The following is a 26,201-nucleotide window of genomic DNA, read 5'->3' on the forward strand; positions in this document are numbered from 1 at the left end:
CCCTACAGAGAAGGAACCCCGATGGATCGCCTGCATGTGTCCGCCACCTCGCACTGGCCCAACTACCTGCCGGAGTACGTCGCCCGAGAACTCGGCTACTACGAGGACGAAGGGCTCGACTTCTCCCGCTCGGCCCCCGACGACTGGACGGACGTACTGACCGACCTCGCCGAAGGCCGGGCCGATGTGGTGCTCGGCGGACTGTGGGTCCCCGCGATGTTCCACGGCCGTGGCCGCGAGTACGTTCCCTTTGCCCAGCTCAACGGCGTGAACCCCAAGGTGCTCGTCACCCGCGAGCCGGTCGCGGACTTCTCCCTCAAGGACCTCGAGGGCAAGGTCGTCCTGGCCCCCGGCGCCGGCGGCACCGCCCCGTACGTCCACACCGCCGGACTCATGCGGCAGGCCGGTGTCGATATGGCGCGGGTGCGCTGGGTGCGGGACCTGTCCGGCTCGCTGCTCCTCGACATGTTCCTGCACGGGGCGGGTGACGCGCTGGTCACCGATGCCGTCAACGGCGCGTTCCTGCAGCGCGCGGGCCAGGCGCACATCGCCTTCCGGCACGACCGGGCCGGTGGCGCCATGCCCAACAGCGTCTACTACACCTCGCGCGCCGTACTCGACCGCGACGACAAGGTCATCGGCCGTTTCTGCCGCGCCCTGCGGCGCGCGTACGACTGGCTCGGGCAGCACGAGGCGGCCGAGCTGTCGGACCTGCTCAAGCGCGAATGGCCGGGCCTCGACACGGAGTTCCTGGTCACGGTCGTCGACGATCTGCGGGCCAGTGGCCTGTGGGACGACATCCGCATCGACGAGCAGGGCCACGACTCGTGGATGCGGATCCTGGCGGACGACGGTCTCATCGACGCACCGATCCCGTACGCCGATCTCGTCGATCCCCGACCGGCCGCGGAGGCGACGGTGGTGCGTCCGTGAGCGGCCTCCTGATACTGAACCGGTCCGAGGTCCGCGCCACGCTCGACATGGCCCAGGTCGTCGAGGCGGTGGAAGAGGCCCACGCGGCCCTGTCGTCGGGCACCGCGGTGCAGCCGCCGCGTTCCGTGGCCGAGGTGCCCGGCACGTCGACCATGCTGGTGCCGATGCTCGCGGCGGTCGGGCCGCACGGCGCCGCCGGCGTCAAACTGCTGGCGGACACCCCCGACAACCGGGCCCGCTCGCTGCCCACCCAGCAGTCGCTGATCCTGCTGGTCGACCCCGTCACGGGAGCTCCCGAGGCGCTCCTGGACGGCGCGGCCGTCACCCAGTTCCGTACCGCGGCCGCCTCCGCGGTGGCGACGCGGCACCTCGCCCGTCCGGGCGGATCGCCGCAGACCCTCGGTCTGGTGGGCGCGGGCAACCAGGCGCGCACCCATCTCGCGGCCATCCGCCACGTCCGCGAGATCGACCGGGTCGTGGTGTGGAGCCGCAGCGCGGAGACGGTCGAGGCGTTCCGTGAGCACGCGCGGGAGCACGCGGCGGGTGTGGAGGTCGTCGTCGGTTCCTCGCCGGAAGAGGTGGTGCGCGGCGCCGACATCGTGTGCACGCTGACCCCGTCGCACACCCCGCTGGTCGAGGGCCGCTGGTTCCGGCCGGGACAGCACATCAACGCGGTCGGGGCACCGCCCCGGCCCGACCACCGCGAGATCGACACCGAGGGCATCGCCCGCAGCCGGGTCGTCGTCGACAGCTACGACACGGCGCTGGCGGAATCCGGTGACATGCTCCTCCCTGTCGCCGAGGGCGCGATCACCACGGACCATTTCCGCACCGAACTGGGCGCGGTGATCAACGGCAGCACGCCCGGCCGACGCCACGAGGACGACATCACGCTCTACAACTCGGTCGGCGTCGGCATCCAGGACATGTCCACCGCCCGCCTGGTCGTGGACATCGCCCGGAGCAAGAACCTCGGTACCGAGCTGCGGATGTCCTGACCCGCCCCGGAAACGCGCTGCCCGCCGCTCGCCGGGATCGAGCCGGCGGGCAGCGCCCCCTCACACCCCGACGCCCCTCACACCCTGACGCCCTCGTCTCCTCCGGCCACGCTCAGAAGCCCCGCCAGACGTTGTCGAAGGCGGCGTCCTCGATCTCCTTGCGCTGCCGGACGGCTTCGAGTTCCATCACCGCGTTGCCGACGGCGGCCAGCACGGCGGTGACCGCGTCGTCGCCGATCTCCCGGTCCGCTTCCGGGTCCTCGTCCGCCGCCCCGGCCGCCGCCACCAGGACCGCCAGGACGGGGTCACCCGACGCACGGCGTTCCTCGGCGCGGGCGCGGGCCTCCGGGTCGACGTCGACACGTCGCCCCAGCAGTGGCTTGCGGCGGCCTCGCCCGCGGGTTCCCGGCCCGGCGCTCTCCAGCTCCTCGACATACGCGGCGGCGAGTCCGTTGCCGCGCCGCCACAGCCAGTCCTCGACCGTCTCGAAGGGCTCGTCGCGCACCAGCGCCGCGGCGGCCTCGTCCAGGAGCCGGTCACCCGTCCGCGTCGGCGGACCGGGCACCAGCCGGTCCTCGGTGAGGGCGAGCGCGCCGGCGCCGACCAGGTCGATCGCCTCGGCACCCGCGAGCGCGAGGGAGAGGTCGCCCTGCTCCACATCGCGGCCCTGCGCCGCGTCCAGGGCGACAAGGGCGAGATCCCGTGCAGTGGTCATCAGCACTCCAGGTCGTTCGTGAGCCCCCTTCGGGCCGAGTCTCCCACGGCCCCTCCCCCACCGCTCCGGACAGCGCGGCGATCCGGGGGTCCCGCTTCAGAGCTTTCGGCAGTACAGCGCGTCCGGAGTTCCGGCGCGGCCGATGGCTGTCGAGAAGGCGAGGCCGGCCGCGTACTCGTCGGCGTCGCACTGCGCCTTGTAGAAACCGCTCGCGTAGTCGCCGCCCTCCCCGGAGGCGGGGCGGGAGTCACCGCGGTCGTCCCACAGAGTGCGGCCGGTGCCCGCGAGAGGGACGCGCGCGAGTGAGCACAGGGCGGCGGAGACCTTGTTGCCGCGGACGCTGTAGCCGGTCATGAACTGCCCGGTCGCGCACTGGTACTTCGTGAACCGGCTCGCCCAGTTCGTGGTGACGTTGGCCTCCGAGGTGACCTTGACAGGCGCGCCGGAGCCCGCGAGGTCCGCGATGCCGGCGTCGGTGCACAGGCCGCCCTGGCCCCGCTGGCTGATGCCGATCAGCCGCTGGTCGTCGGGGCAGGACAGTTTCCGGGCGCCGCTGTCCCAGTCCGCGGCTGCCCTCAGTGAACGGTTGGCGTCGGTGTGCGTGGCCTTCAGCATCGACCACGTACGCACGGATGGGACGGGTCCCTGCTGTCCGGCGGCGGAGGTGAGGCGGCGCCACGCGGTGCCGCGCCAGTCGTCGGCGTCCAGGACGCTGCGCGCGGCACCGCTGGTGTCGTAGCGGATCAGACCCCATTGATTGCCCTGGTCGCCGTCCTGGAAGCCGACGGCCGGCCAATACGCGAAGTCGAGGTCGTGGTCGACGAGGAAGTCGACGGTGTTGGCGAACCAGGTTCGCTCCTTGGCGTCCGCGTCCTTGCCGACGCCGAACTCGCTGATCCACACCGGCGCGGTGAAGTGGCGGTCGGGGGTGTCCGCTACATAGGAGGCGGTGTCGCGCATGGTCCGGAACAGGTCGTCGCGGCTGAGATCGCGGTAGCGGGCGTCGGTGGTCTCGCCGACGCCGGTCGCGCCGCTGTGCCTCGGGCCGGTGTAGCCGTAGAAGTGGGCGGCGTAGACGAGCTTGTGGGAGCGGACCAGCGTGTTCGACAGGATGGCGAGGGGTTTCAGCATCGGACGGTCGTGCCAGAACCCGTCGACCGGGATTCCGGCCCAGTTGATGCCTTCGACCATGATGAGCAGGTCCGGGTTGGCGTCCTTGAGGATCAGGTCGCCGGCCTGCTGGGCGGCGGCGGCCCAGTCGTGGGAGTCGCCCAGTCCCCAGTTGGGGTCGTCGAGTACGTCGCGGCGGACCTCGTTGCGCAGGTCGGCGCCGACGACGCGGGGGTTGGCGCGGTAGCGCTTGGCCATGAAGACCCAGTCGTCCAGCCACTTCTGCGTGCTCTGGCCGCTGTTCCAGCGTTCGTTGCCGTCGACGCCGCAGCACCAACGGGTCGTGGTGGTGTGGTTGTTGAGGATGACCGCGAGCCCGGCGTCGGTGAGCGCGCGGACCGTCCGGTCGAACACCTCGAGCGGGCGCAGACCATTCAGCTCCGGGTTGGCGGTCAGCCCGGTCACCGGCTTGGTGTCGCCGATCATCTCGTCGGAGAAGGGGAGGCGGACGCTGTTCAGCCCGAGGCCCTGGAAGTCGGCGACGATCCGGCTCATCGGCACCCGGTCGAGGCCGAGCGGCGCGCGGTGTCCGACCTCTCCGGCGTGGTTGTGCGCCGGGTCGTCGACGGAGCCGGAGCCGTCCCATGTGCCGCTGGCGCCGTGCCAGTTGCCCGACTTGAGCTTGAAGCGTCTTCCGTCGGCGTCGACGACGTAGCGGCCGCGCGTGCTGAGCGGCGCGGTCCAGGAGTCCGCGAGGCCCGCTGCCGGAGCGGCCCGGTTCTCCCCGGCAGTGGCGGGCGTCGGCACGGCGAGCGCGACCAGCAGAGCGGTGACCGCGCAGGAGATCGCACTGGGGAAAAGGCGCACGACAACACCCGTCTGCCGACGATTCGGGCCTCGACGATAAGGCAGGCGGGCACGGTTTTGAAGGTCGCGTCGGCGGGAGAGGGGCTCCGCACGTGCGGAGCCCCTCTCCCGCCGGATCGCTCGTCCCGTCCCGGAAGCGGACGGGTGCGGGATCAGCTGAGCGTCTTCACCGCGGCGGCGTCGTACGGCTTCAGCTCGTCGAAGCGGTCGTCGAGCACCTTGGCCGCCCATTCGGGGTCCTGGAGCAGCGCGCGGCCGACGGCGACCATGTCGAACTCCTCGGCCTCCAGGCGGTCGAGGAGGTTGTCGATGCTCTTGACCGGCGAGCCCTCGCCCTGGAAGGCACCCATGAAGTCGCCGTCGAGGCCGACCGAGCCGACGCTGATGACCTGCTTGCCGGTGAGCTTCTTCGTCCAGCCGGCCAGGTTCAGGTCGGCGCCGTCGAACTCGGGCAGCCAGTAGCGGCGGGTGGAGGCGTGGAACACGTCGACGCCGGCCGCGGCGAGCGGGGCCAGGATCGCCTCCAGTTCCTGCGGGGTCTCGGCGAGCCGGGCGGTGTAGTCCTGCTGCTTCCACTGCGAGTAGCGGAACAGGATCGGGAAGTCCGGGGAGACCTTCTCGCGGACCGCCGCGACGATCTCCGCGGCGAACTTCGTCCGGGCCACCGGGTCGCCGCCGTAGGCGTCGGTGCGCCGGTTCGTGCCCTCCCACAGGAACTGGTCGAGCAGGTAGCCGTGGGCGCCGTGCAGCTCCACGCCGTCGAAGCCGATGCGCTCGGCGTCCGCGGCGGCCTGGGCGAACGCGTTGACGACGTCGTCCAGGTCTCCCTGCGTCATGGCCTTGCCGGTGGCCTCGGCGCCCGCGGTGACCAGGCCGGAGGGGCCGACGGCGGGGGCCTGCGGATACGGGGCGTCGCCGTCCTTGCGGACCATGCCGATGTGCCACAGCTGCGGGACGATGGTGCCGCCCGCCGCGTGCACGTCCTCGGCGACCTTTGCCCAGCCGGCCAGCTGCTCCGTACCGTGGAACCGGGGCACCCGGTCGCTCTGCCCGGCCGAGTCGTGACCGACGTACGTCCCCTCGGTGACGATGAGACCGACTCCGGCGGCGGCCCGCCGCGCGTAGTAGGAGCGCACGTCCTCTCCGGGGATGCCGCCCGGGGAGAACATGCGCGTCATCGGGGCCATCACGATCCGGTTCGGAACGGTGAGGCCGCCCAGCGCGATCGGGCGGGACAGCAGGCGAGCCGCGCGTGAGGCGGGCGTCGTGGCGGTCACAGGTACTCCTCGAAGAATGCAGGGTTAACCGGTTGGTATGTGAGCGTGCATTGTTACAGCCTCTGAAGTAACTGCTCGTACGGGGTGCGCATTCCCCGCGCGCGGTTCGCCCTGGTAGGGGGACCGTACGTAGCGTGGGGGCATGATCGGTATGACGCAGATCGAGAGCGACGAGGCCCGTCGGATCGTGGAGGCCGAGCTGGTGCTCCCGGCCGGTGAGCTCCTCGACATCGCCGAGGCGCGGCACCCCGGCGGCAGGGGTGCGCTGGGGCTGGAGTTCGGCCGCTACGCGGGGAGCGCGAGTCGCTACCTGTTCGCGACCGAGGTGGAGGACGAGGAGGGCACCGTCTGGCGGCTGCTCCTGGACGCGCACTCCGGGGAGATCGTTCAGGACGTGGAGGTGCCCGAGGAGGAGACCTCGCCGGCGTCCGAATGACGCGGTGCAGGGCGGGTGCGAGCCGTGATCGGGCGTGTCACTAGCATGTGCTCATGGTGTCCTTCGTTCCGTCGCTCGTCTGCCTCTTCTTGTTCTGTGTGGGCGTGGCACGGGACCGCCGCCGGGTCAGCAACGCCGTCCTTCTGGGGCTCTCCGTCGTCTTCGCCGCGATAGCGCTGTTCCTGAAACTGGCCACGGAGAAGGAGGAGTTGGGCCGCGGTCTGGCGATCGCGCTCTTGATCCTGGCGGTGCTGGGCGTCATCACGCTCGCATGGTTCCTGATCGCCAACGGGATCACCATGGTCCGCAAGGAGGGCCGGAGCCCGGCGAACCTGCTCTCGCTCGGAGCAGGTCTCGCGCTGGTCGCGCTGCTCGCCCTGCTGGCCACCGCGCTGGTCCTGCACACGCACACACTCCTGGTGGCCGCGGCCACGGCCATGGCGCTCTGCGGATACGTCGCCTTCCTGTTCCTGTGCTTCCTCGTCTACGGAGGGCTGTACGCGCGTCTGCGCATCCGGCGCCGAGCGGACTTCGTGGTGGTCCTCGGCTCGGGCCTGATCGGCGGCACCAAGGTGCCGCCGCTCCTGGCCAGCCGTCTCGAACGGGGCCGCAAGGAGCACGCCAGGCTGTCCCGCAAGGGGAGGCGGCCGGTGCTGATCACCTCCGGTGGGCAGGGACCCGACGAGAAGCTGCCGGAGTCCCACGCCATGGCCGACTATCTGACGGCCGAGGGCTTCCCCGCCGACCTGATCACCCGCGAGGACCGTTCGACGACGACGGACGAGAACCTGGCGTTCAGCAAAGTCCTGATGGAGAAGGTGAATCCGGACTATCGCTGCGTGATCGTCACGAACAACTATCACGTCTTCCGCGCCGCGGTCATCGCGCGCCGCACCGGCGTCCGGGGCCACGTCGTCGGCTCCCCCACGGCCTCGTACTTCTGGCCGAGTGCCGTGCTCCGCGAGTTCGTGGCCCTGCTCGTCGCCTACCGCCGTACCAACGCGGCTCTCTTTCTGCTCGTCCTGCTGAGCGGTCTGTTCATCTGGTGGCTGGGGTGGCCTCCCACCCCCTGACGCACCCTCTTCGTGCGCGCCGTCAGCCCGCGTCCGTCCTCTTGCTCCGCAGTACGTCGTCGAGGTCCTGCTCGCGCCAGCGGCGCAGCATGTCGTGGAAGGCGACGGCTCCGTACGGGTAGGCGGTCGGGCCGTTGGGGCGGCCCCGGCCTTCCCGGTTGTAGTAGCCGGGGGTGCACTCGGCGTGGAACCACTCGTGGTCCGGGGCGTCCTGGGCGCAGACCGCGAGCCAGGCGTCCACGGCCTCGGGGCTCGGCTCCAGGACGGCGTTCCGCTTCTCCGCGCCGGCGATCAGCGCGGCCCCGTGGGTGGCCTGTTCGTCCAGGATGTGGGTGAAGTTGACGCTGCTGGCGTTCTGCAGAGGGCCCATCATGAACAGGTTCGGGAAGCCGTGGCTGGTGAAGCCGTGCAGGGTCCGCGGGCCCCGCTCGGCGAGCGCGTCGAGGAAGCGGATGCCGTCGGTGCCGGTCACGGGCAGTTTCCCGGAGGTGATGCCGGAGACGCCGACGGAGAATCCGGTGGCGAACACCAGACAGTCGACCTCGTACTCGACCCCGCCCACGACCACGCCGTTCGCGGTCATGCGCTCGATGCCGTGGGTGTCGGCGGTGTCGACGAGGGTGACGTTGTCCCGGTTGAAGGCGGGCAGGTACGTGTCGGAGAACGTGGGCCGCTTGCACGCGTACCGGTACCAGGGCCGGAGGGCCGCCGCGGTGTCCCGGTCGGTGACCTCGGTGGTCACGCGCTCCCGTATCCGGTTCATCGTGGCGTGGTCCGCGGCCTCGTAGGCCGTCTCGAAGTCCGGTGCGCCGTCGCGGCGGAAACTGGGCAGCAGCTTTTCGAGCAGGCCGGCCGACTCCGTCCAGCCGTCGGTGACGAGATCCCGTTCGGCATCCTCGCCGGACACGATCCGCAGGAAGTTCTCGCGCCGTTCGGCCGCCCAGCCCGGACGGTCGGCGCCGACCTCTCCCGGTGTCATACGTCGCTGGCCACGCACGTCCACGGCGGACGGGGTGCGCTGGAAGACGTACAGATGTCCGGCGTCCGCGGCCAGCATCGGGATCGCCTGCACGCCGGTGGCGCCCGTGCCGACGACGCCGACGCGCTTGCCCGCGAGGCCCGTCATGCCGCCGTCGGGGCCGCCGCCGGTGTAGCCGTAGTCCCAGCGCGAGGTGTGGAAGGTGTGCCCCTTGTAGTCCTCGATGCCGGGGATGCCGGGCAGTTTGGGCTCGGAGAGGGTGCCGGTGGCGGTGACGACGTAGGTGGCGCGGAAGCTGTCTCCCCGGTCGGTGCCGACCAGCCACTGGTGGGCGTCCTCGTCCCAGGTGAGCGAGGTGGCGGTGGTGGAGAACAGGGCGTCGTCGTACAGGGCGAACCGCTCGGCGATCCGCATCGCGTGCTGCCGGATCTCCTCGCCCGGCGCGTATTTCCACTCCGGTACGTAGCCGGTCTCGTCGAGCATCGGCAGATAGACGTGCGACTCGATGTCGCAGTGGATGCCGGGGTAGCGGTTCCAGTACCAGGTGCCGCCGAAGTCGCCGCCCTGCTCGACGACGCGCACCTTCGCCAGGCCCTCGCGGCGCAGCCGGGCGCCGGCCAGGATCCCGCCGAAGCCGCCACCGACGACCGCGACGTCCACCACGTCCCGCAGCGGCTCCCGCCGTGTCGGCTCCCCCGCGTACGGATCGTCGGCGAAGTACCCGAACTCGGCCGTGGTGGAACGGTATTGGCGCGTGCCCTCGGGGCGGACCCGGCGCTCCCGCTCGATCCGGTAGCGCTCGCGCAGGTCTGCCGCCTCCTGCGGGACGGGGGGCGTGGCGCGCTGGGGCAGGGTCATGCGGCGGATTCCTCTCGTGGGGGGACATCTCGTGGGGAGACGTACAGCCGACTCCGTGCGGGGCGAGCCCTGGGTGGGCCTTCCGCACGGGCACCGGTACCGTAACCCAACAACCGGACAAGGCTGTCCGGTAGGGGTGTGGTTTGCGCCAAGCGACCCCACTCGCCCACCAGTTGGAAGGAGCACGATCCCCCCATGACCACGTTCCGTGCATCCCGCGGCGCCCTGGCGGGCCTCGCCGCCGTCGGCTTGTTGGCGTTGGCCGGCTGCGGCACCGAGACCGCCGCAGGACCGGCCTCGAAACCCGCGGTGTCCGGCGAGGGCCGCACCATCAGGGCCACCCAGGTGTCACACGTCACCGACGTGCACGAAGCCACCGGCATGACGCTCCTCGAAGGCCCGGTCCTCACCGGGGACGACGAGCTGTACGTCACGGACGTCACCGCCCCGCCCGGCGAACCCAAACTCATCTCCGTGGACGTGGGAACCGGCCGGCACAAGGGCATGTACACCGACCGGACCGGCGCGTACACCTCCGCGCAGATCAGCCCGTACGACGACCGCGTGTATCTGACCGAGTACCAGTCGGGGGCCGTCATCAGCCTCGCCCGGGACGGCTCGGACCGGCGCACGTTCTTCCCCGGCGAGGTCGACGGCTCGCTCATGAACCCCGACGACATCGTCTTCGACGACGACGGAAACCTGTACGTCAGCGATCTGCACGGCATGGAGACGGGCAAGGCCGACGGCCGTATCGTGCGCATCGACCGCGACGGCGCCAAGGCCACCGTGCTCGCCGACGGGCTCGCCCACCCCAACGGGGTCATGTTCGACCCCGGGCAGCGGGGCCTGTGGATCAGCGAACTCGCCCGGAACACCGTCTCGTATCTGCTCCTGGACACCGACCGGACGTCCGTGACGTCCCGGCACGAGGCGATCCACGTCGACGGCGGTGTGGCCCAGACGGACTCCATCGCGGTGGACGCCGACGGCAACCTCTACCAGGCACTGCACGGCAGGCCCGCCATGGCCGTCTTCAGCAAGTACGGGCAGCGCCTGGGCACGGTCGAGGTACCGGCCGGGGCGGCGAAGGGGCTCCTGTCGGCGACCAATGTCGCGATCACCCCGGGCGGCAGGGCCGCCTACATGACGGTCAGCGGTCCCTCGGGCGGATACGTGTACACCTTCTCCGCGCTGGCGAAGGGCATCCGTCTGTCGAACGGCGGCTGACGACGACCCGCACACGTGTGACCGGCTCCGGTCACACGTCGGTGTCCGTCTCGACCGGGCGCAGCGGTCCCACTTCGATGCCGAGCAGCCGCCAGGCCGCCAGCGCCTGACGCTCGCGCTGTTCGAGGGGGCCCGCGACGGCTCCCGAGACCATCGCCACCGCGAGCATGAGGTCGTCGACGGACCGTTCGGGGCCGTCGGCCGGGCATCCGGCGAGGACGGCGCGGACCCGGTCGGACAGTTCCCTGCCCTCCTTGTCGTCGCCGCGCAGCCGCAGGAGGTCGACGAACGCGGTCGACCTGGTCACGTGCCAGGTGACCACGCCGAGCACGCTCTTCAGCGTCGCGTCCGGCTCGTCGGCGGCCCGCTCGATCTGCCGGACGTTCTCGCCCAGGACCGCCGAGGCCAGCGCCGTCCGGTCGGCGAAGTGCCGGTAGAGGCTGCCCTGGCCGACCCCGGCGCGGCGGGCCACGGCGGACAGCGGGGCGTTGAGCCCCTGTTCGGCGAAGACCTCGCGGGCGGCGGTGATCAGGGCGGCCCGGTTGCGGGCCGCGACCCGGCGCCCCTGGTTCGCGGGGCGGGGCTGCACGGGGTCGGCGGGGTTGGTCACCTCGGCAGCGTAGTACGGAGCCCATCAGCACGAACGAGCGGCAAGCCCCTGCGCCTCACGGCTCAGGGGCTTGCCGCTGCGATCGGTCAGCTGGTGAAGCGGTCGGGGTCGGGGCCGGTGCGCTCGTCGCGGTTGAGGGCCGAGATCTCCCCCAGGTCGCCCTCGGTCAGCTCGAAGTCGAAGAGGTCGAAGTTCTCCTTGATGCGCTTCGGCGTCGACGACTTGGGAAAGACGATGTCGCCGCGCTGGATGTGCCACCTCAGGGTGACCTGCGCCGGGGTCTTGCCCACGCGGTCCGCGATGCGGCCGATGGTCGGGTCGTCGAGGACCTTGCCCTGCGCGATGGGCGACCACGCCTCCGTCGCGATGTCGTGCTCGGCGCCGAAGGCCCTGGCGTCGTCCTGGGTGAGGTACGGGTGCACCTCGATCTGGTTGACCGCGGGGACCACCTCGGAGTTCTCCAGGAGGCGGCGCAGGTGGTGCGGCTGGAAGTTGGACACACCGATGGCCTTGGCGCGTCCGCTCCGGTAGATCTCCTCCAGGGCCTTCCAGGTCTGCGTGAAGTCACCCTTGTCCGGCAGCGGCCAGTGGATGAGGAACAGGTCGAGGTGGTCCAGGCCCAGCTTCTCCATCGTCCCGTCGAAGGCGCGCAGGGCGTCGTCGGGGTCGTGGGCGTCGTTGTTGAGCTTGCTGGTCACGAAGACGTCGGCGCGGTCGAGTCCGGAGTCCCGGACGGCCTGTCCGACCTCCTTCTCGTTGCCGTACATCTGTGCCGTGTCGATGTGCCGGTATCCGGCCTCCAGCGCGGCGAGCGTCGTCTCGCGGGTCTCCTCCGGCGGGATCTGGAAGGTGCCGAAGCCCAGCTGCGGGATCTGAACGGCGTTGTTGAGGGTGATGGTGGGAACGGAGGTCACGCGAATATCTCCTGTCTCTGGGGCTCTGGTGGGTTCTGCTGGGGATGCTCAGCCGGCGATGCCGCGCAGCGGGGTGTCGGCGGGCAGGACGCGGACGAGCTTGCGGTTCACGAATTCGCGCATACCGAGCTCGGACAGTTCGCGTCCGTACCCGGAGCGCTTGATGCCGCCGAAGGGCAGGTCGGGCTGGGTCGAGGTCGGGTGGTTCACCCAGACCATGCCGGTCTCCACCCGCTCCGCGACGCGGCGGCCACGCTCTGCGTCGGCGCAGAAGACGGAGCCGCCGAGGCCGTACGCGCTGTCGTTGGCGAGGGCGATGGCCTCGTCCTCGTCGGCGACGCGGTAGACGACCGCGGCCGGTCCGAAGAGTTCCTCGGCGTAGGCGCGCATGCCCTTGTCGACGCCGGTGAGGATCGTCGGCTCGACGAAGGCTCCCGGCCGGTCGATCCGGTGTCCGCCGGTGACCAGTTCCGCGCCCTGTTCGACCGTCTCGCGGAGCTGGTCGGCCAGGTCCGCGGCCGCCTGCTCGGAGGAGAGCGGGCCGAGGGTGGTCGACTCGTCGGCGGGGTCGCCCGGCTCCAGCGCCTCGAACCTGCGGCGCATGCCGTCCACGAAGTCGTCGTGGATGTCGTCCAGCACGATGAAGCGTTTGGAGGCCACGCAGCTCTGCCCGGTGTTCGCCATGCGGCCCGCGACGGCGGCGTCGATCGTGCGGTCGAGGTTCTCCCGGTCGAGGACGATGAAGACGTCGCTGCCGCCGAGTTCGAGCAGGCTCGGCTTCATATTGCGGCCGGCCCGTTCGGCGACCTTGGCGCCCGCGGCCTCGCTGCCGGTCAGCGAGACACCGCGTACGACGGGGCTGTCGATGATGCGCTGGATCTCGTCATGGCCCACGAAGAGGTTCACGTAGACGCCCTCGGGAGCTTCGGCGTCCCGGAAGAGCTTCTCCAGGGCCAGCGCCGACCGCGGGCAGATACCGGCGTGTTTCACCAGGACCGTATTGCCGAGCACCAGATTGGGGCCCGCGAAACGCACCACCTGGTACAGCGGGAAATTCCAGGGCATGACCCCCAGCAGCACGCCGAGCGGCTCACTGAGGAGATATGCCTCGGCCTCCTTCACGTCGAGGGGCTCGGCGGCGGCGAAATCGGGGCCGTTCTCCGCGTAGTAGTCCAGGATCGACGCGGCGAGATCGACCTCGCCGCGGGCCTCGGATATGAGTTTGCCCATTTCCAGCGTGATGGTCCGAGCGAGCTCTTCCTTGTGGTCTCTCATCAGCTCGGCCGCACGTCCCACCACCGCGGCACGCTCGGTGATCGGCCGTTTCCGCCATGCCTGAGCGGCTTGTTCGGCCTTCTCCAGCACGGCGTCGACTTCCTTGCCCTCGATGGAGGAGAACTCCTCGACCGTTTCCCCGCTGAACGGATTGACGGTCGCGAATCGGCTCTTGCGCTGCTCCGACATGTGAAAACTCCAGAACACATACGACGACTGGCGGAACGGGTCCGGAGGCCGGGCTTCCGCCTCGCACTCCGGGGTGCCCTTGCATATCGGCTTCAAACCATGCAAAGCGGCTGCTCCGGGACCCGTCTGTTGTTCGGTGTGCCCCGCTCGCCCCGGTGGCATATCGGGACTTTCGTCCTCTCTCCTTCGCCCGGTCAGGGCGTCACGGGTCGCCACTCGAACATCAGGATCGTGGCGTCGTCACGCAGGCGGTGATCCTGCGCATCGAGCAGGGAGTGGATGAGGCGGCGCAGCGTCTCCGGCGCCAGCTCCCCGGTGGCCGTGGCGCGGATGACGTGGTCCGCGAAGCGTTCGAGCCCCAGTTCGCTGCCGTCGGCGGTACGCGCCTCGGTGACGCCGTCGGTGTACATGAGCACGCGGTCCCCCGGCTTCAGGGCGAACTCGTGGGCGTCGCGCGGGCCGGAGATGAACCGCGAGGTGTATCCCATCGGCGGCTGCGCCCGGCGTTCCAGCGCGCCGACGAGCACGTTCTGGTCGCGGATGAGGAGCGGCGGCGGATGTCCGCAGTTCACCCAGCGCATCAGGCCGGTGGACAGGTCGACCCGTGCGAGCACGGCGGTGCAGAACTGGTCGGGCAGCCACTCGATCAGGGCGTCGTCGACGGCCGCGACCACGTCGGGCAGGTCGGCACCGGTCCGCCGCGCGTTGCGGCACGCGGCCAACGACACCACCGCGGTCAGCCCCGAGGCGAGGTTGTGGCCCACGGCGTCCACGATGCCGGCGTGCAGGGCGTTCTCGGACAGGGCGTGGTCGTAGGCGTCGCCTCCGACCTGGTACGCCGGTTCGAGCACCGCCGTGGAGACGGTGTGCCCGGTGCCGATGGTGCGCGGCGGGAGGTAGGCCCGCAGCAGTTCGGCGGGCAGTTCCATGGGGGCGGTACGGGACCGGCGCACGAAGCTGTCCTTGTAGGTCCGCTTCGACGTGACCATCATCGCGAGCAGCGCCGCCAGGGCCCGTCCGCGTCGCAGGACTCCGGAGTCGAGGGCGGGCGCCTTGACCGCGAGCACGCCGAGCCGTTCGGATCCGTCGATCAGCGGCAGCCATGCGGTCAGTCCCTCGTCGTCCTCCTCGACGCGCAGGGACTGGGTGCGGTAGCTCCAGCCCGCGAGCGAGGTGTCGATCGCCAGGGGGGACACGGTCGCGTTCAGCGGTGTCAGACGGCGCTGCTGGATGTCCGCGATGTAGACCACGGCGCCGCGCAGTCCCAGGGCCCCGGAGGCGCGCGCGACGGCTGTCACCAGGTCGAGCGGGAGGTTGCGCGGATCGGCGAGGAATTCGCCCAGCAGGCCTTCGGCCGATTCGGGGACCGTCATCTCGCTTCCCTTGGTTGTTCCGGCGACCGTCGGGCGGTGTCGGGCGGTAGCGCCACAGGGTCCGCCGTGCGGTGCCCGCGAGCGCCTGTGGTTGCCTGATGGGCCCTGGATATCAGGGCTTCCGCGGGGTCGCCATGCGGAAGGACGGCCGCCCGTTCCGTGGTCCGTCCGGGGCGGGTCAGTTCTGCCAGCGGTGGACGGGGGTGTTGGCCATCTCGTCCGGGCAGTCGTCGCGCCGGTGCCGCGTCCGCCGGTCGCGCAGCCAGTCGGACGTGGCGAGTGCCAGCGAGGCCAGCATCGCGACGAGTGCGGCGATCAGCGCCACGAAGAGGGCACCGCGGTAGTCGTCGCCGCGGCCCAGCACCAGGTAGTACAGGCCCGGCAGGGCCGCGGTTCCCACCGCCGCGCCGAGCCGCTGTCCGGTCTGCAGCGCGCCTCCCGCGGCGCCCGCCATGCGCACCGGCACGTCCCGCAGGGTCATGGTGATGTTGGGCGAGACGACGAAGCCGCCGCCGATGCCGCCGACGAAGAGCGCCGGGGCGGCGATCCAGGGCGCCGCGTCCACGGGCGCGTAACGGAGCAGCAGCGCCGTCACGCCCAGCCCGACGATGACGGCCGTGAGACCCCATACGGTCAGTCGGCGCCCGAACCGGTCCACCAGGCGGCCGGCGAGGACCGCCGCGCTCGCGGAGCCCACGGCGAACGGGGTGACCGCGAGGCCCGACCGGAGCGGGGAGAAGTCGAGGCCGTGCTGGTAGTAGAGCGCGAAGACCAGCCAGACACCGCTGAACCCGATGAAGTACAGCGTGCCGACACCGGCGCCGATCGCGTAGCCCCGCACGGTGGTGAACAGGCGCGGGTCGAGCAGCGGCTGCCCCTGCCGGGCGACGAGCCGGCGCTGCCACCAGGTGAAGGCGGCGAGGATCGCGGCGCCGACGGGGAACAGCCACCACAGTCGCCCGATGCCGCCGGAGTCGGCCTGGACCAGCGGATACATGACGGCGAGGACTCCCACGCCGAGGAGCAGAACGCCGGGTACGTCCACGGAGCCCTTGCCGGTTCGCCGGACCCGTGGCAGCAGACGCCGCCCGAGCAGGACGGCGACGACGCCGATGGGCACGTTGACGTAGAAGATCCACCGCCAGCCCTGCGGTCCGGAGGCCAGGGCGAGGATGGCGCCGCCGGTGATGGGGCCGACGGCGGACGAGATGCCCACGACCGCCCCGAACAGGCCGAACGCACGGCCGCGCTCGGCGCCCCGGAACATCTGCTGGATGAGCGCCGAGTTCTGCGGGGCCATGCAGCCCGCGGCCAGTCCCTGGGCGAGCCGGGCGACCACCAGCAACGTGATGTCGGGCGCCGCGCCGCAGGCCGCGCTGCACAGGACGAACGCCCCCAGTGCCAGCAGGAAGATGCGCCGTCGGTCCAGGGCGTCCCCGAGACGTCCCGCGGTGACCAGGGCGAGGGCGAAGGTGAGGGCGTACCCGGACACCACCCACTGCACCTGCGCGGCCGAGGCGTGCAGATCGCGCTGCACGGTCGGCAGGGCCACGGCGACGATCGTGACGTCCAGGAGGCTCATGAAGCCCGCGACGAGCGTGACCCAGAGCGCCTTCCAGCGTCGCGGGTCCGGTACGTATGCGTCGGACCCGGCGCCCGGGGTACGGGCAGGATCGGACTCCGCCATGGGCATGACGATCAGGCTCCGCTCTTCGGCGGACGTGTGCTCGTTTCACCCTTGCGCGCAGACATCATGCTCCACAGTCGAACAAAGATCGCAAAGCGGCGCACCCGCAGTCGCGCCCGCTCGTCGACGAGCGGGCCGCGGAGACTGGTGCTGCTTCAGAGTGACCCGAAAGGACAGGACGTATGCGCAGTGTCGGGGTGGAAGAGGAACTGCTGCTCGTGGACCGCGACAGCGGCGAGCCACGCGCCATGTCGAGCGCGGTCATGGCCGTCGCCGCGCGGGAGGACGACGCCGACTTCGAGGCGGAGCTGCACCGCGAGCAACTGGAGTTCAACACCCGCCCGCACCACTCGATGTCGAACCTGGCCGAGGAGATCGTCCGGTGGCGGGCGACGGCCGCCGACCACGCGGAGAAGCTGGGCGGCGCCGCCGTCGCGCTCGCCACCTCGCCCCTGCCGGTGAGCCCCACCGTCGGCACCGGAAAGCGCCACCAGTGGCTGGCGCGGGAGTTCGGCCTGACCACGCAGGAGCAGCTGACGTGCGGCTGCCATGTCCATGTGGGCGTCGAGTCGGACGAGGAGGGCGTCGCCGTGCTGAACCGGCTGCGCCCCTGGATGTCCGTGCTCGTCGCGCTGAGCGCCAACTCGCCGTTCTGGCAGGGCGAGGACTCCGGCTACAGCAGCTATCGCAGCCGCGTATGGGGGCGTTGGCCGACCGCGGGGCCCGTTGAGCTCTTCGACGACGCCGCCGCGTACCACCGCGAGGTCCAGGACATGGTCGCCACCGGTGTCGTACGGGACCGGGGCATGGTCTATTTCGACGCGCGGCTCTCCGCCGCCCATCCGACCGTGGAGGTGCGCGTCGCGGATGTCTGCCTGGAGCCGTTCACGACCGTCCTGCTGGCCATGCTGGTACGTGGTCTGGTCGAGACGGCCGCACGTGACTGGCGGGCCGGTGAGCCCGCCGCCCCGCACCCGGTGTCCCTGTTGCGCCTCGCGTCCTGGCGCGCGGGCCGGTCCGGGCTCGACGGCGAGCTCGTGAGCCCGTTGTCGATGCGTCCCGTACCGGCCCGTACCGCGGTGGAGTCCCTCGTGGAGTACGTGCGGCCCGCCCTGGAGGACGCGGGCGACTACGAGGAGGCCCGCACCCTGCTGTCCCGGCTGCTGCGCGACGGAAGCGGTGCCCGCGTGCAGCGCGAGGTCCACCGGCGCACCGGCGAGCTGCGCGAGGTGGTGGAGGAGTGCGTGCGCCGGACCCACAGCGGCATGTGACACGCCCCCCCGCCCACGGTCCGCGGGCTCACACAAGGGCCGCGACCAGGAAGGCGAAGGCGGCGATGATCACGCCGACGCGGGCGTAGTGGTACCGGTCCCAGCGCTTCATCTGCTCCTTCCAGTCGGCCGGCCGGGTCTCGGGGGTCCACGTCTTGCCCCGGTTGTTGATCGGGACGAGCAGCAGGAGCGACATGACCACGCTGACGATCAGCAGGGCGGCGCCGGCGACGACGAGACCGGTGCCGTGGTCGCCCCATCGCGCGGCGGCCCAGACACCGGCGAGGACGAGCGAGCCGATGTACCAGAACGGCATGACGGCGCCGAGCATCCGGCCCCCGTGGGAACGGGCCTGCTGATTGCTGTCGTCCGAGAGGCCGTTGAAGATCGGGTTCATGACGAAGGCGACGGAGAACTCCACCCCCACCATCACGCCGACGACCACGGTGGTGAACACCTCAAGTGCGTTGAGCATGATGACCCCTCCTGGGATCTAGCGCTGCTAGCTGATGGGGCAACGCTAGCGCTACTGCCGCTCGATTGTCTAGCAATGCTAGGATCAACTTATGTCGGTACAGGAACGCAAGGAGCGCGAACGAGCGGGCCGCGAACGGCTCATCGTGGCCACGGCCCGCGAACTCGCCGAGCAGCAGGGCTGGGACGCGGTCACCACGCGCCGGCTCGCCGAGCGCATCGAGTACAGCCAGCCCGTCCTCTACAGCCACTTCCGGGGCAAGCGCGAGATCATCGGCGCCGTCGCCCTCGAAGGCGCCACGGAGCTCGCCGCGGCGCTGCGGTCGGCGACCGCTGCGGCGGATGACGCCCACGCGCGGGTCACCGCCCTCGCCCGCGCCTATCTCGACTTCGCCGAGCGCAACCCGGCGGTCTACGACGCAGTCTTCCGGCTCGACGGCGGTCTGGCCTTCGCGGACGAGGCCACCCCGGAGCCGCTGAAGGACGCCTTCGCCGCGCTCCTGGAGACCCTGGACGAGGTGGCCGGGGACGACGTCCACCCTGGCCTGTTCACCGAGACGTTCTGGGCGGCCCTGCACGGGCTGGCCACCCTCAGCCGGGCGGGACGGCTTCCGTCGGCCGACGCCGAGCGGCGCGTGGAGCTCTTGGTGGACCGGCTCGCCGTCCGGTGACGACGGGCTCCTCCTCGATGCCCTGTCAGGCGGTTTCGGGGGCGGCCGCGGGAGGTTCGGCGGGCCGGGGCGCGGTCATGTCGAGCAGCAGCAGGGCATCGTGGTCGGGACCGCCGGGCTCGGCGGTGTAGACGCCGATCCGCTGTCCCGGCGCGCCTTCGACGTGCAGGGACTGCGAGGTGAGGGTGACCGTGCCGATCCGGGGATGCCGGAAGGTCTTCTGCGCGGGCTTGCGGCCGGTGACCTCGTAGCGTTCCCACAGGCCCGCGAAGTCGGGGCTCTTCAGGAGCAGTTCGCCGACGAGACGGGTCAGGTCGGGGGCGTCGGGGGCGGTGCCGGCGACGGCACGCAGCCGGGCGACGCAGCCGGTGACCTGGCGGTCCCAGTCCGGGAACAGGTCGCGGGCGGCCGGGTGGAGGAAGAGATAGCGGGCGAGGTTGCGGTGCTTGGCCGGCCAGTCCTCCAGCCCCGCGTAGAGGGCGAGCCCGCCGGGGTTCCAGGCCAGCACGTCCATGCTGCGGCTGATCACGTAGGCGGGGTGGGGGCGCAGCGACTCCAGCAGCAGCTTCAGGTGGGCGCGCACCGTGCGGCTGGGGGCCGGGGGCGGTTCGGGGGCGTAGCGGGCGGCGCGGGCGGCGAGTTCGCGCAGGTGCTGGTGTTCCTGGTCGTCCATGTGCAGGGCGCGGGCGAGGGAGTCGAGGACGGCGGGGCTGGGCCGGGTCTCCTTGCCGCGCTCCAGACGCACGTAGTAGTCGATGCTGATGCCCGCGAGTGTGGCCAGTTCCTCGCGGCGCAGCCCGGGGGTGCGGCGGACTCCGGTGCCGACGGTGAGGCCGACGTGGCCGGGGCTGGTCCGGGTGCGGCGGGCGCGCAGATAGCGGCCCAGCTCGGCGCCCTCGCTGTGCGCGCTTGCGGTTGCCATGCCTCCAGTCTCACCCGTGGGGCGGGCGCCTCGCGGCCGGGAAGGGGGCCCTGTCATTACCCCTGAAGAGCGCGCCCTGCCGCAGGGGAACGATCCGGGCGAGGGTGGGACGAGGAAGACGCCCGTCCCTTCACCGACGCCCGGGTTCCGACCGGCGCGACCTGCCGGTCCGGGCGAGACTGGGAGACCGGGCACCACTCTGGGCCGGCCGCCCCGCCCAGTACGACCCCGTTGGGAGCCACATCCGATGCGCGCAGCAGTGATGTACGGAGCCGGCGACGTCCGCGTCGAGGACCGGCCCGACCCGAAGATCGTGAAGCCCGCCGACGCCGTGGTCCGTGTCGTCGCCTCCTGCGTGTGCGGCAGCGACCTGTGGCCCTACGGATCGATGCCCGCCACCGGCACCGGCCGGCCCATGGGGCACGAGTTCCTCGGCGTCGTCGAGGAGACCGGTGCGGACGTGCGCGGGCTGACGGCGGGCGATCTGGTCGTCGCCCCGTTCACGTACAGCGACAACACGTGTGACTACTGCGCCAAGGGCCTGCACATCTCGTGCCGCGACGGTGGCCGGTACGGCTTCGACGGCGTCGACGGCGGGCAGGGCGAGGCCGTCCGTGTCCCGCATGCGGACGGCACTCTGGTGAAACTGCCGGTGGCCGCCGACTCCGCGCTGGTGCCCTCCCTGCTGGCCCTGTCGGACGTGATGACCACCGGCCACCACGGCGCGGTCACCGCGGGCGTCGGCCGCGGCGACGTGGTGCTGGTCGTGGGCGACGGTGCGGTGGGGCTGTGCGCAGTGATCGCCGCGCGGCGGCTCGGTGCCGAGCGGATCGTGCTCGCCGGACGCCACGAGACCCGGACGGAGCTGGGCCGTCACTTCGGCGCCACCGACGTGGTCGCCGCGCGCGGAGAGGAGGGCGTCGCCCGGATCCGGGAGCTGACCGGCGGCGTGGACAAGGTGATCGAGGCCGTCGGCACCCGCCAGGCCCTCGACACCGCCCTCGGCGCGGTCCTGGACGGCGGCACCGTCAGCCGGCTCGGTGTGCCGCAGTACGAGCAGGGTCCGATCGGCCCGGCCGAGTTCATGCGCAACATCACCCTGACCGGCGGCGCCAGCCCCGCCCGCGCCTACATCGAACAGCTGCTGCCCGACGTCCTGGACGGCACCATCGCCCCCGGGCGCGTCTTCGACCGGGAATTCCCGCTCGCCCAGGTGCCGGACGCCTACCGCGCGATGGCCGACCGCCAGGTGCTCAAGGCGCTGATCCGCCCCTGACGCCGGCCGCTCCCCCGTCGGCCGCTGCCGCCGACTCCGCTGGCAGCGGCACCGGATGAAAGCGAGAGCGACGAACTTCACGGTGTCCTGGCGCGCGACGCGTTCGCTGTGGTTACCTGACGTCATGACCGTGCTCGTGACCCGTCGCCACGTCGACTACGCGCGTGTCACCACCACTGGTTGTCACGCCGCGAGCTGACGACGCGCTGCGGCCTCGGACCTGCCTTCTGACCAGCGGAAGACGGGTTTCCGACAGTTCCGCGCTCCGTCTCTGACCGGGATCTGACCGGGATCTGACCGGGATCTGACCGGGTTCCTACCGGCTCCCCACCCACGCCGTACGTCGCATCGACACGCCCGCTCGCCGGGTGGTGCTCCGTGCGCGCGCCGCACCACGGCCGTTCCGGATTCCGGCGTTCCCGTCTGCCGTTCCGCTTTCCTCCTTCCCGACCTTCGTCCAGGGAGCATCGTCATGAGCCAGCCCATCGACTCCGTCACCGCAGGCCACACCCCCGAGGAGACGCCCGCCGGGCCCGGCCCCTCGGCCTGGTCCTTCGAGACCCGGCAGATCCACGCGGGGGCGGTGCCCGACCCGGCGACCGGCGCCCGTGCGACCCCGATCTACCAGACGACGTCGTTCGTGTTCCGCGACACCCAGCACGCCGCCGACCTGTTCTCACTGGCCGAGCCCGGCAACATCTACACCCGCATCCACAACCCCACGCAGGACGTCCTCGAGCAGCGGATCGCCGCGCTGGAGGGCGGTGTCGCCGCCGTCGCACTGGCATCCGGACAGGCCGCGGAGACGCTGGCGCTGCTCACCCTCGCACGTGCCGGAGACCACATCGTCTCCAGTACGTCGCTGTACGGCGGCACGTACAACCTCTTCCGGCACACGCTCCCGAGGCTGGGCATCGAGGTGTCCTTCGTGGACGACCCCGACGACCCGGAAGCGTGGCGGGCGGCGATCCGGCCCCGCACCAAGGCGCTGTTCGCGGAGACACTGGGCAACCCCCGCGGGAACGTGCTCGACGTGCGGGCGGTCGCGGACGTCGCCCACGAGGCCGGTGTGCCGCTGGTCGTCGACAACACGGTGCCCACGCCCTACCTGCTGCGCCCCATCGAGCACGGGGCGGACATCGTCGTGCACTCGGCGACCAAGTTCCTGGGCGGACACGGCACGGCGATCGGGGGTGTCGTCGTCGACGGCGGCACCTTCGACTTCGGCGCGCACCTCGAGCGGTTCCCCGACTTCACCGAACCCGACCCGAGCTACCACGGCCTCCGGTACTGGCCGGCTCTCGGTCCCGGCGCCTTCGCCGTCAAGCTCCGGGTCCAACTGCTGCGCGATCTCGGCCCGGCGCTCTCCCCGCACTCCGCGTTCCTGCTCCTGCAGGGCGTGGAGACGCTGAGCCTGCGCATCGAACGGCACACGGAGAACGCCCTCGCGCTCGCCCAGTGGCTGGAGCGGCGCGACGAGGTCGCCGCCGTCCACTATCCGGGCCTCGAATCCAGCAGGTGGTACCAGGCGGGGCAGAAGTACCTGCCGCGCGGATCGGGTGCCGTCGTCTCCTTCGAGCTTCGGGACGGCGTGGAGGCGGGCCGGAGGTTCGTGGACGCGGTCGAACTCTTCAGCCACCTCGCCAACATCGGCGACGTCCGCAGCCTCATCATCCACCCGGCCTCCACCACCCACAGCCAGCTCGACGAGGAGCAGTTGGCGGCCACCGGCGCCGCTCCCGGTCTGGTGCGCCTGTCGGTCGGCATCGAGAACATCGCCGACCTCAAGGCGGACCTCGATGCGGGGTTCCGCGCCGCGAAGGGCGCGTCCTCCTGAGCACCGCGCCGACGTCCCCACGGGTTCCCCTCCCCCGGGCCACCGGAGCCTGGCAGGAGGGGGACCCGGCCGGGCGCCGTCGCTGGTACGACCACCCGGCTCCGTTGCCGTTGGAGGCGGGCGGTGAACTGCCGGGCGTACGGGTCGCCTTCGAGACGTGGGGGCGGCTCGCTCCGGACGCGTCCAACGCCGTTCTGGTGCTGCACGCCCTCACCGGCGACAGCCATGTCGCCGGGCCGGCCGGGCCCGGACACCCGACGGCCGGCTGGTGGGACGGCCTCGTCGGGCCGGGTCTCGCCCTGGATACCGACCGCTGGTACGTTGTGGCCCCGAACGTCCTCGGCGGCTGCCAGGGCAGCACCGGCCCCGCGTCCCTCGCTCCCAACGGACGGCGTTGGGGCGGCGCCTTCCCGTTCCTGACCCAGCGTGACCAGGTGGCGGCCGAGGCCCACTTGGCCGACGCGCTCGGCATCGACCGCTGGGCGCTGGTGGTCGGCGGTTCGATGGGCGGGATGCGGGCGCTCGAATGGGCGGTGTCCCGTCCGGAGCGCACCGGCGCGCTCCTCCTGCTCGCCACGACGGCCGCCGCGAGCGCCGAGCAGATCGCCTGGGCCTCGGTCCAGCTGCACGCCATCCGTTCCGACCCGCACTGGCGCGGCGGCGACTACCACGGGACGGGCCGCGGTCCCGTCGCCGGACTGGCGCAGGCCCGCCGGCTCGCCCATGTCACGTACCGCAGCGAGCAGGAGCTCCACGTGCGGTTCGGTCGCGTTCCCCAGGGTGCGGAGGATACGTGGGCCGGCGGTCGGTATCAGGTCGAGTCGTACCTCGACCACCATGCCGCCAAGTTGGTGCGCCGGTTCGACGCGGGGAGCTATGTCGTGCTGTCCGAGGCGATGAACAGCCATGACATCGGCCGTGGCCGTGGCGGCGTCCGGCGTGCCCTGCGCCGGGTGACCGCCCCGGCCCTCGTGGCCGCCGTCGGTTCCGACCGTCTCTACCCGCCTTCCCAGCAGGCGGAGTTGGCCTCCGGCATCCCCGCGGCCGACGCCGTCCGGTCGATCGACTCCCCCTACGGCCACGACGGCTTCCTCATTGAAGGGGAACAGGTCGCCGCGCTCGTGGGTGAGCTGCTTCCGCACCCGCGCTTCCGTCTTCAGCGCCGACGGGACGGGAGTACCGCGTCGTCGTAGGGCGGGGCGGTGGCCGCTCCGTGGGCTTGCGCGCCGGCCCGGATCCGCCGGTCTGCAATCCCGTGGGGCCCTGCCCGGCCTCCATCGGCTTGCCTCTCACCCGCACGTCAAGGGTTAGCGTCCGCGCAGCGTGCACGGTGCACGGTTTCGGAGGTCAGCCATGTCCACAGCGTCCGTCAGTCGCGAGATCCACTTGGTCGACAATCCCCACGGTCTGCCGGCTCCGGAGCACTTCCGGGTGGCCGAGGTTCCCGTACCTCGTCCGGCCTCCCGCCAACTCCTCGTGCGCAACCGGCAGTTCCTGGTCTTCGCGGGGCTGCGCACTCTGGTCTCGCGGCAGGGCGAGGGGTTTCCGATCCCGCCGCTGAAGCCGGGCGAGACCTTGCTCGGCCCGGCGCTCGGCGAGGTCGTCGAGACGGGGCCGGGGGTCACCGACGTACCGGTCGGGACTCTGGTCACGCACATGCTGGGCTGGCGGGAGTACGCGGTGGTCGACGCGGACGCCGTGCAGGTGGTTCCGGCCGGGCATCCCGATCCTGTGGCGCTGCTGTCCACGGCGTCAGCCGCTTACGGGGCGCTGACGCGTCTGACCCGGTTGCGCGAGGGCGAGACGGTTCTGGTGACGGGCGCGGCGGGCGGGGTCGGCTCACTGGCCGGGCAGGTGGCCCGGCTGCTCGGTGCCGGGAGGGTGGTGGGCACGACCCGCAGCCCGGGCAAGGCCGAACGGCTGCGGCGGGAACTCGGGTACGACGCCGTGGTGGTCCCCGGCACGGAGCCGCTGGCCGACAGGCTCGCCCAGGCCGCGCCCGACGGTTACGACGTGATCGTGGACACCGTCGGGGGCGAACAGCTCACCGCGGCGCTGGAGGTGGCCCGGACCGGGGCCCGGGTGGGCCTGGTCGGGGCGCTGTCGGGGCAGTTCGACCCCGCGCTGGCCGGGGGCACCGCGCCCGCGGCGATCGACACGTACCTGCTCGTCCGGCGATCGGTGGCGCTGCTCGGCTATCAGGGGGGGCGACCATCCCGGGGTGGAGGAGGAGTGGCACGAGAAGCTGGCGGACTGGCTGCGGACGGGAGACATCGTCTTTCCGTACGTGGCGCTGCCGGGCATGGAGCGGGCGCCGGGGGCGTTGCAGGAACTGCACCGGGGACGTCACTTCGGAACCCTGGTGGTGCAGGTCTGACCGGAGCGGCCACGAGGGGGATCCTGAATGCGTATCGGAGACGCGGCGGCCGCCGCGGGCACGACCCCGCGCGCACTGCGCTTCTACGAGGAGCGCGGTCTCCTCCCGCCCCCGCACCGCACGACGACCGGGCAACGGGTCTACGCCGAGCGGGATCTGGCCCGGGTGCGCGTCATCCGGCGCCTGCTCTCGCTCGGCCTGACCGTGGAGGACGTGCGTGCCTGTGCCGACCGCATCGACCTGCTGGTCGCCGGGCCCGTCCAGCGGTGCGTCGCGCCTGCCCCCGGCGAGGCACCGGGCGTCGTGCAACTGCGGATCGACGCGCTCGACGCCGAGATCACCCGGCTGACCGCGCTGCGCGACAGCCTCGCGCGTCAGATCGCGGCACCCTGACGGCGCAGGGCGTCAAGCGCATCAGGGGCGTCAGAGGGCGGCGGCGATCACAGCAGCGCGATCAGCTGCTCACACGCTTCGACGCACGCCGTGGTGGCTTCGACGCACAGGCGACAGTGGTCATGCATCATTTCGTGCTCACGGCACTCGCGTTCGCAGCGCAGGCACGCGCTGGTGCAGCTCTGCAGCAGGCCGATGAGGCCCTCCCGGTCGGCATGGCCGCTCTGGCGCAGGAGAGCCGAGGCCGTCGCGGCGCAGAGCGTCGCGCAGTTCTCGGCGGCCGCCGCCGCACGGGCAAGGCCTGCCGTGTCCTCCTCGGACAGGCAGCCGTCGGCGCACGCCGTGCAGGCCGCCACACAGCCCAGTGCGGCTTCCACCGCCCGGGCGGTGGCCGCGCGGGTCTCCGCCGCTGCGGAGACGGGGTGAGCCTGGAGAAGCCTCTCGGCAGAGAACATG

Annotated in this window: 24 protein-coding genes and 1 pseudogene; 13 read left to right on the forward strand and 12 right to left on the reverse strand. The window is 71.6% G+C overall.

All coding sequences use genetic code 11. From position 1 onward, the window contains the following. Window positions 1-21 precede the first annotated feature (21 nt). Both K377_RS42310 and K377_RS17870 read left to right on the forward strand, forming a co-directional pair. Window positions 22-933, forward strand: coding sequence for an ABC transporter substrate-binding protein (locus tag K377_RS42310; RefSeq protein ID WP_111664380.1), 912 nt, complete (start codon window positions 22-24; stop codon window positions 931-933). Next, window positions 930-1,931 (forward strand): ornithine cyclodeaminase family protein, encoded by a 1,002-nt coding sequence (locus tag K377_RS17870; RefSeq protein ID WP_258395073.1) that lies wholly within the window; start codon window positions 930-932, stop codon window positions 1,929-1,931. Before K377_RS42310 ends, K377_RS17870 begins: the two co-directional genes overlap by 4 nt. Before the next feature lie 112 nt (window positions 1,932-2,043). Here the strand turns inward: K377_RS17870 and K377_RS17875 are convergent, their stop codons facing one another. The 3 genes from K377_RS17875 to K377_RS17885 form a co-directional block, all read right to left on the reverse strand. Continuing rightward, window positions 2,044-2,646 carry a GPP34 family phosphoprotein gene (locus tag K377_RS17875; protein ID WP_111664569.1) on the reverse strand — a complete coding sequence of 201 codons (603 nt, stop codon included), beginning with the start codon at window positions 2,644-2,646 and terminating at the stop codon, window positions 2,044-2,046. A gap of 96 nt (window positions 2,647-2,742) precedes the next feature. Beyond that, window positions 2,743-4,623: a glycoside hydrolase family 5 protein gene (locus tag K377_RS17880; RefSeq protein ID WP_111664382.1), complete on the reverse strand. Its 1,881-nt coding sequence runs from the start codon at window positions 4,621-4,623 to the stop codon at window positions 2,743-2,745. 152 nt (window positions 4,624-4,775) lie between these two features. Continuing rightward, a complete protein-coding gene (locus tag K377_RS17885; RefSeq protein WP_111664383.1) occupies window positions 4,776-5,900 on the reverse strand; it encodes an NADH:flavin oxidoreductase in 1,125 nt (374 codons plus the stop codon). A 142-nt stretch (window positions 5,901-6,042) separates the two neighbouring features. Here K377_RS17885 and K377_RS17890 point away from each other — a divergent pair, with 142 nt between their 5' ends. Further along, on the forward strand, window positions 6,043-6,336 hold the full coding sequence (locus K377_RS17890) for a PepSY domain-containing protein (RefSeq protein WP_146614737.1): 294 nt from the start codon (window positions 6,043-6,045) through the stop codon (window positions 6,334-6,336). Window positions 6,337-6,389: 53 nt separating this feature from the next. Beyond that, entirely contained in the window at window positions 6,390-7,409 is a 1,020-nt protein-coding gene (locus K377_RS17895; protein ID WP_111664385.1) for a YdcF family protein, read from the forward strand. A gap of 22 nt (window positions 7,410-7,431) precedes the next feature. Here the strand turns inward: K377_RS17895 and K377_RS17900 are convergent, their stop codons facing one another. Next, entirely contained in the window at window positions 7,432-9,246 is a 1,815-nt protein-coding gene (locus K377_RS17900) for an NAD(P)/FAD-dependent oxidoreductase (protein ID WP_111664386.1), read from the reverse strand. A gap of 195 nt (window positions 9,247-9,441) precedes the next feature. Here K377_RS17900 and K377_RS17905 point away from each other — a divergent pair, with 195 nt between their 5' ends. After that, on the forward strand, window positions 9,442-10,476 hold the full coding sequence (locus K377_RS17905) for an SMP-30/gluconolactonase/LRE family protein (RefSeq protein ID WP_111664387.1): 1,035 nt from the start codon (window positions 9,442-9,444) through the stop codon (window positions 10,474-10,476). Window positions 10,477-10,507: 31 nt separating this feature from the next. On the opposite strand, the gene K377_RS17910 is transcribed toward K377_RS17905, so the two are convergent. The 5 genes from K377_RS17910 to K377_RS17930 all read right to left on the reverse strand — a co-directional run bounded on the left by K377_RS17910 (window position 10,508) and on the right by K377_RS17930 (window position 16,524). Further along, window positions 10,508-11,086: a TetR/AcrR family transcriptional regulator gene (locus K377_RS17910; protein WP_111664388.1), complete on the reverse strand. Its 579-nt coding sequence runs from the start codon at window positions 11,084-11,086 to the stop codon at window positions 10,508-10,510. Window positions 11,087-11,172: 86 nt separating this feature from the next. After that, on the reverse strand, window positions 11,173-12,000 hold the full coding sequence (locus tag K377_RS17915; protein ID WP_111664389.1) for an aldo/keto reductase: 828 nt from the start codon (window positions 11,998-12,000) through the stop codon (window positions 11,173-11,175). Between the two features lie 48 nt (window positions 12,001-12,048). Then, window positions 12,049-13,464 (reverse strand): NAD-dependent succinate-semialdehyde dehydrogenase, encoded by a 1,416-nt coding sequence (locus K377_RS17920; protein WP_111664390.1) that lies wholly within the window; start codon window positions 13,462-13,464, stop codon window positions 12,049-12,051. Between the two features lie 194 nt (window positions 13,465-13,658). After that, the gene (locus K377_RS17925) at window positions 13,659-14,837 is read right to left on the reverse strand and encodes a PP2C family protein-serine/threonine phosphatase (protein WP_111664391.1); all 1,179 of its coding nucleotides are present in this window, start codon (window positions 14,835-14,837) and stop codon (window positions 13,659-13,661) included. Window positions 14,838-15,015: 178 nt separating this feature from the next. Further along, a complete protein-coding gene (locus K377_RS17930) occupies window positions 15,016-16,524 on the reverse strand; it encodes an MFS transporter (RefSeq protein WP_111664570.1) in 1,509 nt (502 codons plus the stop codon). Between the two features lie 182 nt (window positions 16,525-16,706). Between K377_RS17930 and K377_RS17935 the strand changes: the two genes are divergently transcribed. After that, on the forward strand, window positions 16,707-17,795 hold the full coding sequence (locus K377_RS17935) for a glutamate--cysteine ligase (protein ID WP_111664392.1): 1,089 nt from the start codon (window positions 16,707-16,709) through the stop codon (window positions 17,793-17,795). 28 nt (window positions 17,796-17,823) lie between these two features. Here K377_RS17935 and K377_RS17940 read toward each other — a convergent pair whose 3' ends face one another. Further along, entirely contained in the window at window positions 17,824-18,270 is a 447-nt protein-coding gene (locus tag K377_RS17940) for a DUF1772 domain-containing protein (RefSeq protein WP_111664393.1), read from the reverse strand. 91 nt (window positions 18,271-18,361) lie between these two features. On the opposite strand from K377_RS17940, the gene K377_RS17945 reads away from it, so the two are divergent. After that, window positions 18,362-18,940 (forward strand): TetR/AcrR family transcriptional regulator, encoded by a 579-nt coding sequence (locus tag K377_RS17945; protein ID WP_111664394.1) that lies wholly within the window; start codon window positions 18,362-18,364, stop codon window positions 18,938-18,940. A gap of 25 nt (window positions 18,941-18,965) precedes the next feature. On the opposite strand, the gene K377_RS17950 is transcribed toward K377_RS17945, so the two are convergent. After that, a complete protein-coding gene (locus K377_RS17950; RefSeq protein WP_111664395.1) occupies window positions 18,966-19,862 on the reverse strand; it encodes a helix-turn-helix transcriptional regulator in 897 nt (298 codons plus the stop codon). A 247-nt stretch (window positions 19,863-20,109) separates the two neighbouring features. Between K377_RS17950 and K377_RS17955 the strand changes: the two genes are divergently transcribed. The 6 genes and pseudogenes from K377_RS17955 (at window position 20,110) to K377_RS17975 (ending at window position 25,745) form a co-directional block, all read left to right on the forward strand. Then, entirely contained in the window at window positions 20,110-21,138 is a 1,029-nt protein-coding gene (locus tag K377_RS17955; protein WP_181512598.1) for a zinc-binding dehydrogenase, read from the forward strand. A 472-nt stretch (window positions 21,139-21,610) separates the two neighbouring features. Continuing rightward, window positions 21,611-22,975, forward strand: coding sequence for a bifunctional o-acetylhomoserine/o-acetylserine sulfhydrylase (locus K377_RS17960; protein WP_111664397.1), 1,365 nt, complete (start codon window positions 21,611-21,613; stop codon window positions 22,973-22,975). Further along, on the forward strand, window positions 22,972-24,168 hold the full coding sequence (locus K377_RS17965; RefSeq protein WP_111664571.1) for a homoserine O-acetyltransferase: 1,197 nt from the start codon (window positions 22,972-22,974) through the stop codon (window positions 24,166-24,168). The genes K377_RS17960 and K377_RS17965 overlap by 4 nt, the downstream gene beginning before the upstream one ends. A 160-nt stretch (window positions 24,169-24,328) precedes the next feature. Then, window positions 24,329-25,126: pseudogene (locus K377_RS17970) on the forward strand (zinc-binding dehydrogenase); the annotation flags it as partial. A gap of 70 nt (window positions 25,127-25,196) precedes the next feature. After that, window positions 25,197-25,352, forward strand: coding sequence for a hypothetical protein (locus K377_RS42725; RefSeq protein WP_309252233.1), 156 nt, complete (start codon window positions 25,197-25,199; stop codon window positions 25,350-25,352). 27 nt (window positions 25,353-25,379) lie between these two features. After that, complete coding sequence (locus K377_RS17975; RefSeq protein WP_111664398.1) at window positions 25,380-25,745, forward strand: MerR family transcriptional regulator; 366 nt, start codon at window positions 25,380-25,382, stop codon at window positions 25,743-25,745. 47 nt (window positions 25,746-25,792) lie between these two features. On the opposite strand, the gene K377_RS17980 is transcribed toward K377_RS17975, so the two are convergent. Beyond that, on the reverse strand, window positions 25,793-26,200 hold the full coding sequence (locus K377_RS17980) for a four-helix bundle copper-binding protein (protein WP_111664399.1): 408 nt from the start codon (window positions 26,198-26,200) through the stop codon (window positions 25,793-25,795). Window position 26,201 lies beyond the last annotated feature (1 nt).

This window comes from Streptomyces sp. PsTaAH-137, from assembly GCF_003259365.1.
In the GTDB taxonomy this organism is placed as follows: Bacteria; Actinomycetota; Actinomycetes; order Streptomycetales; family Streptomycetaceae; genus Streptomyces.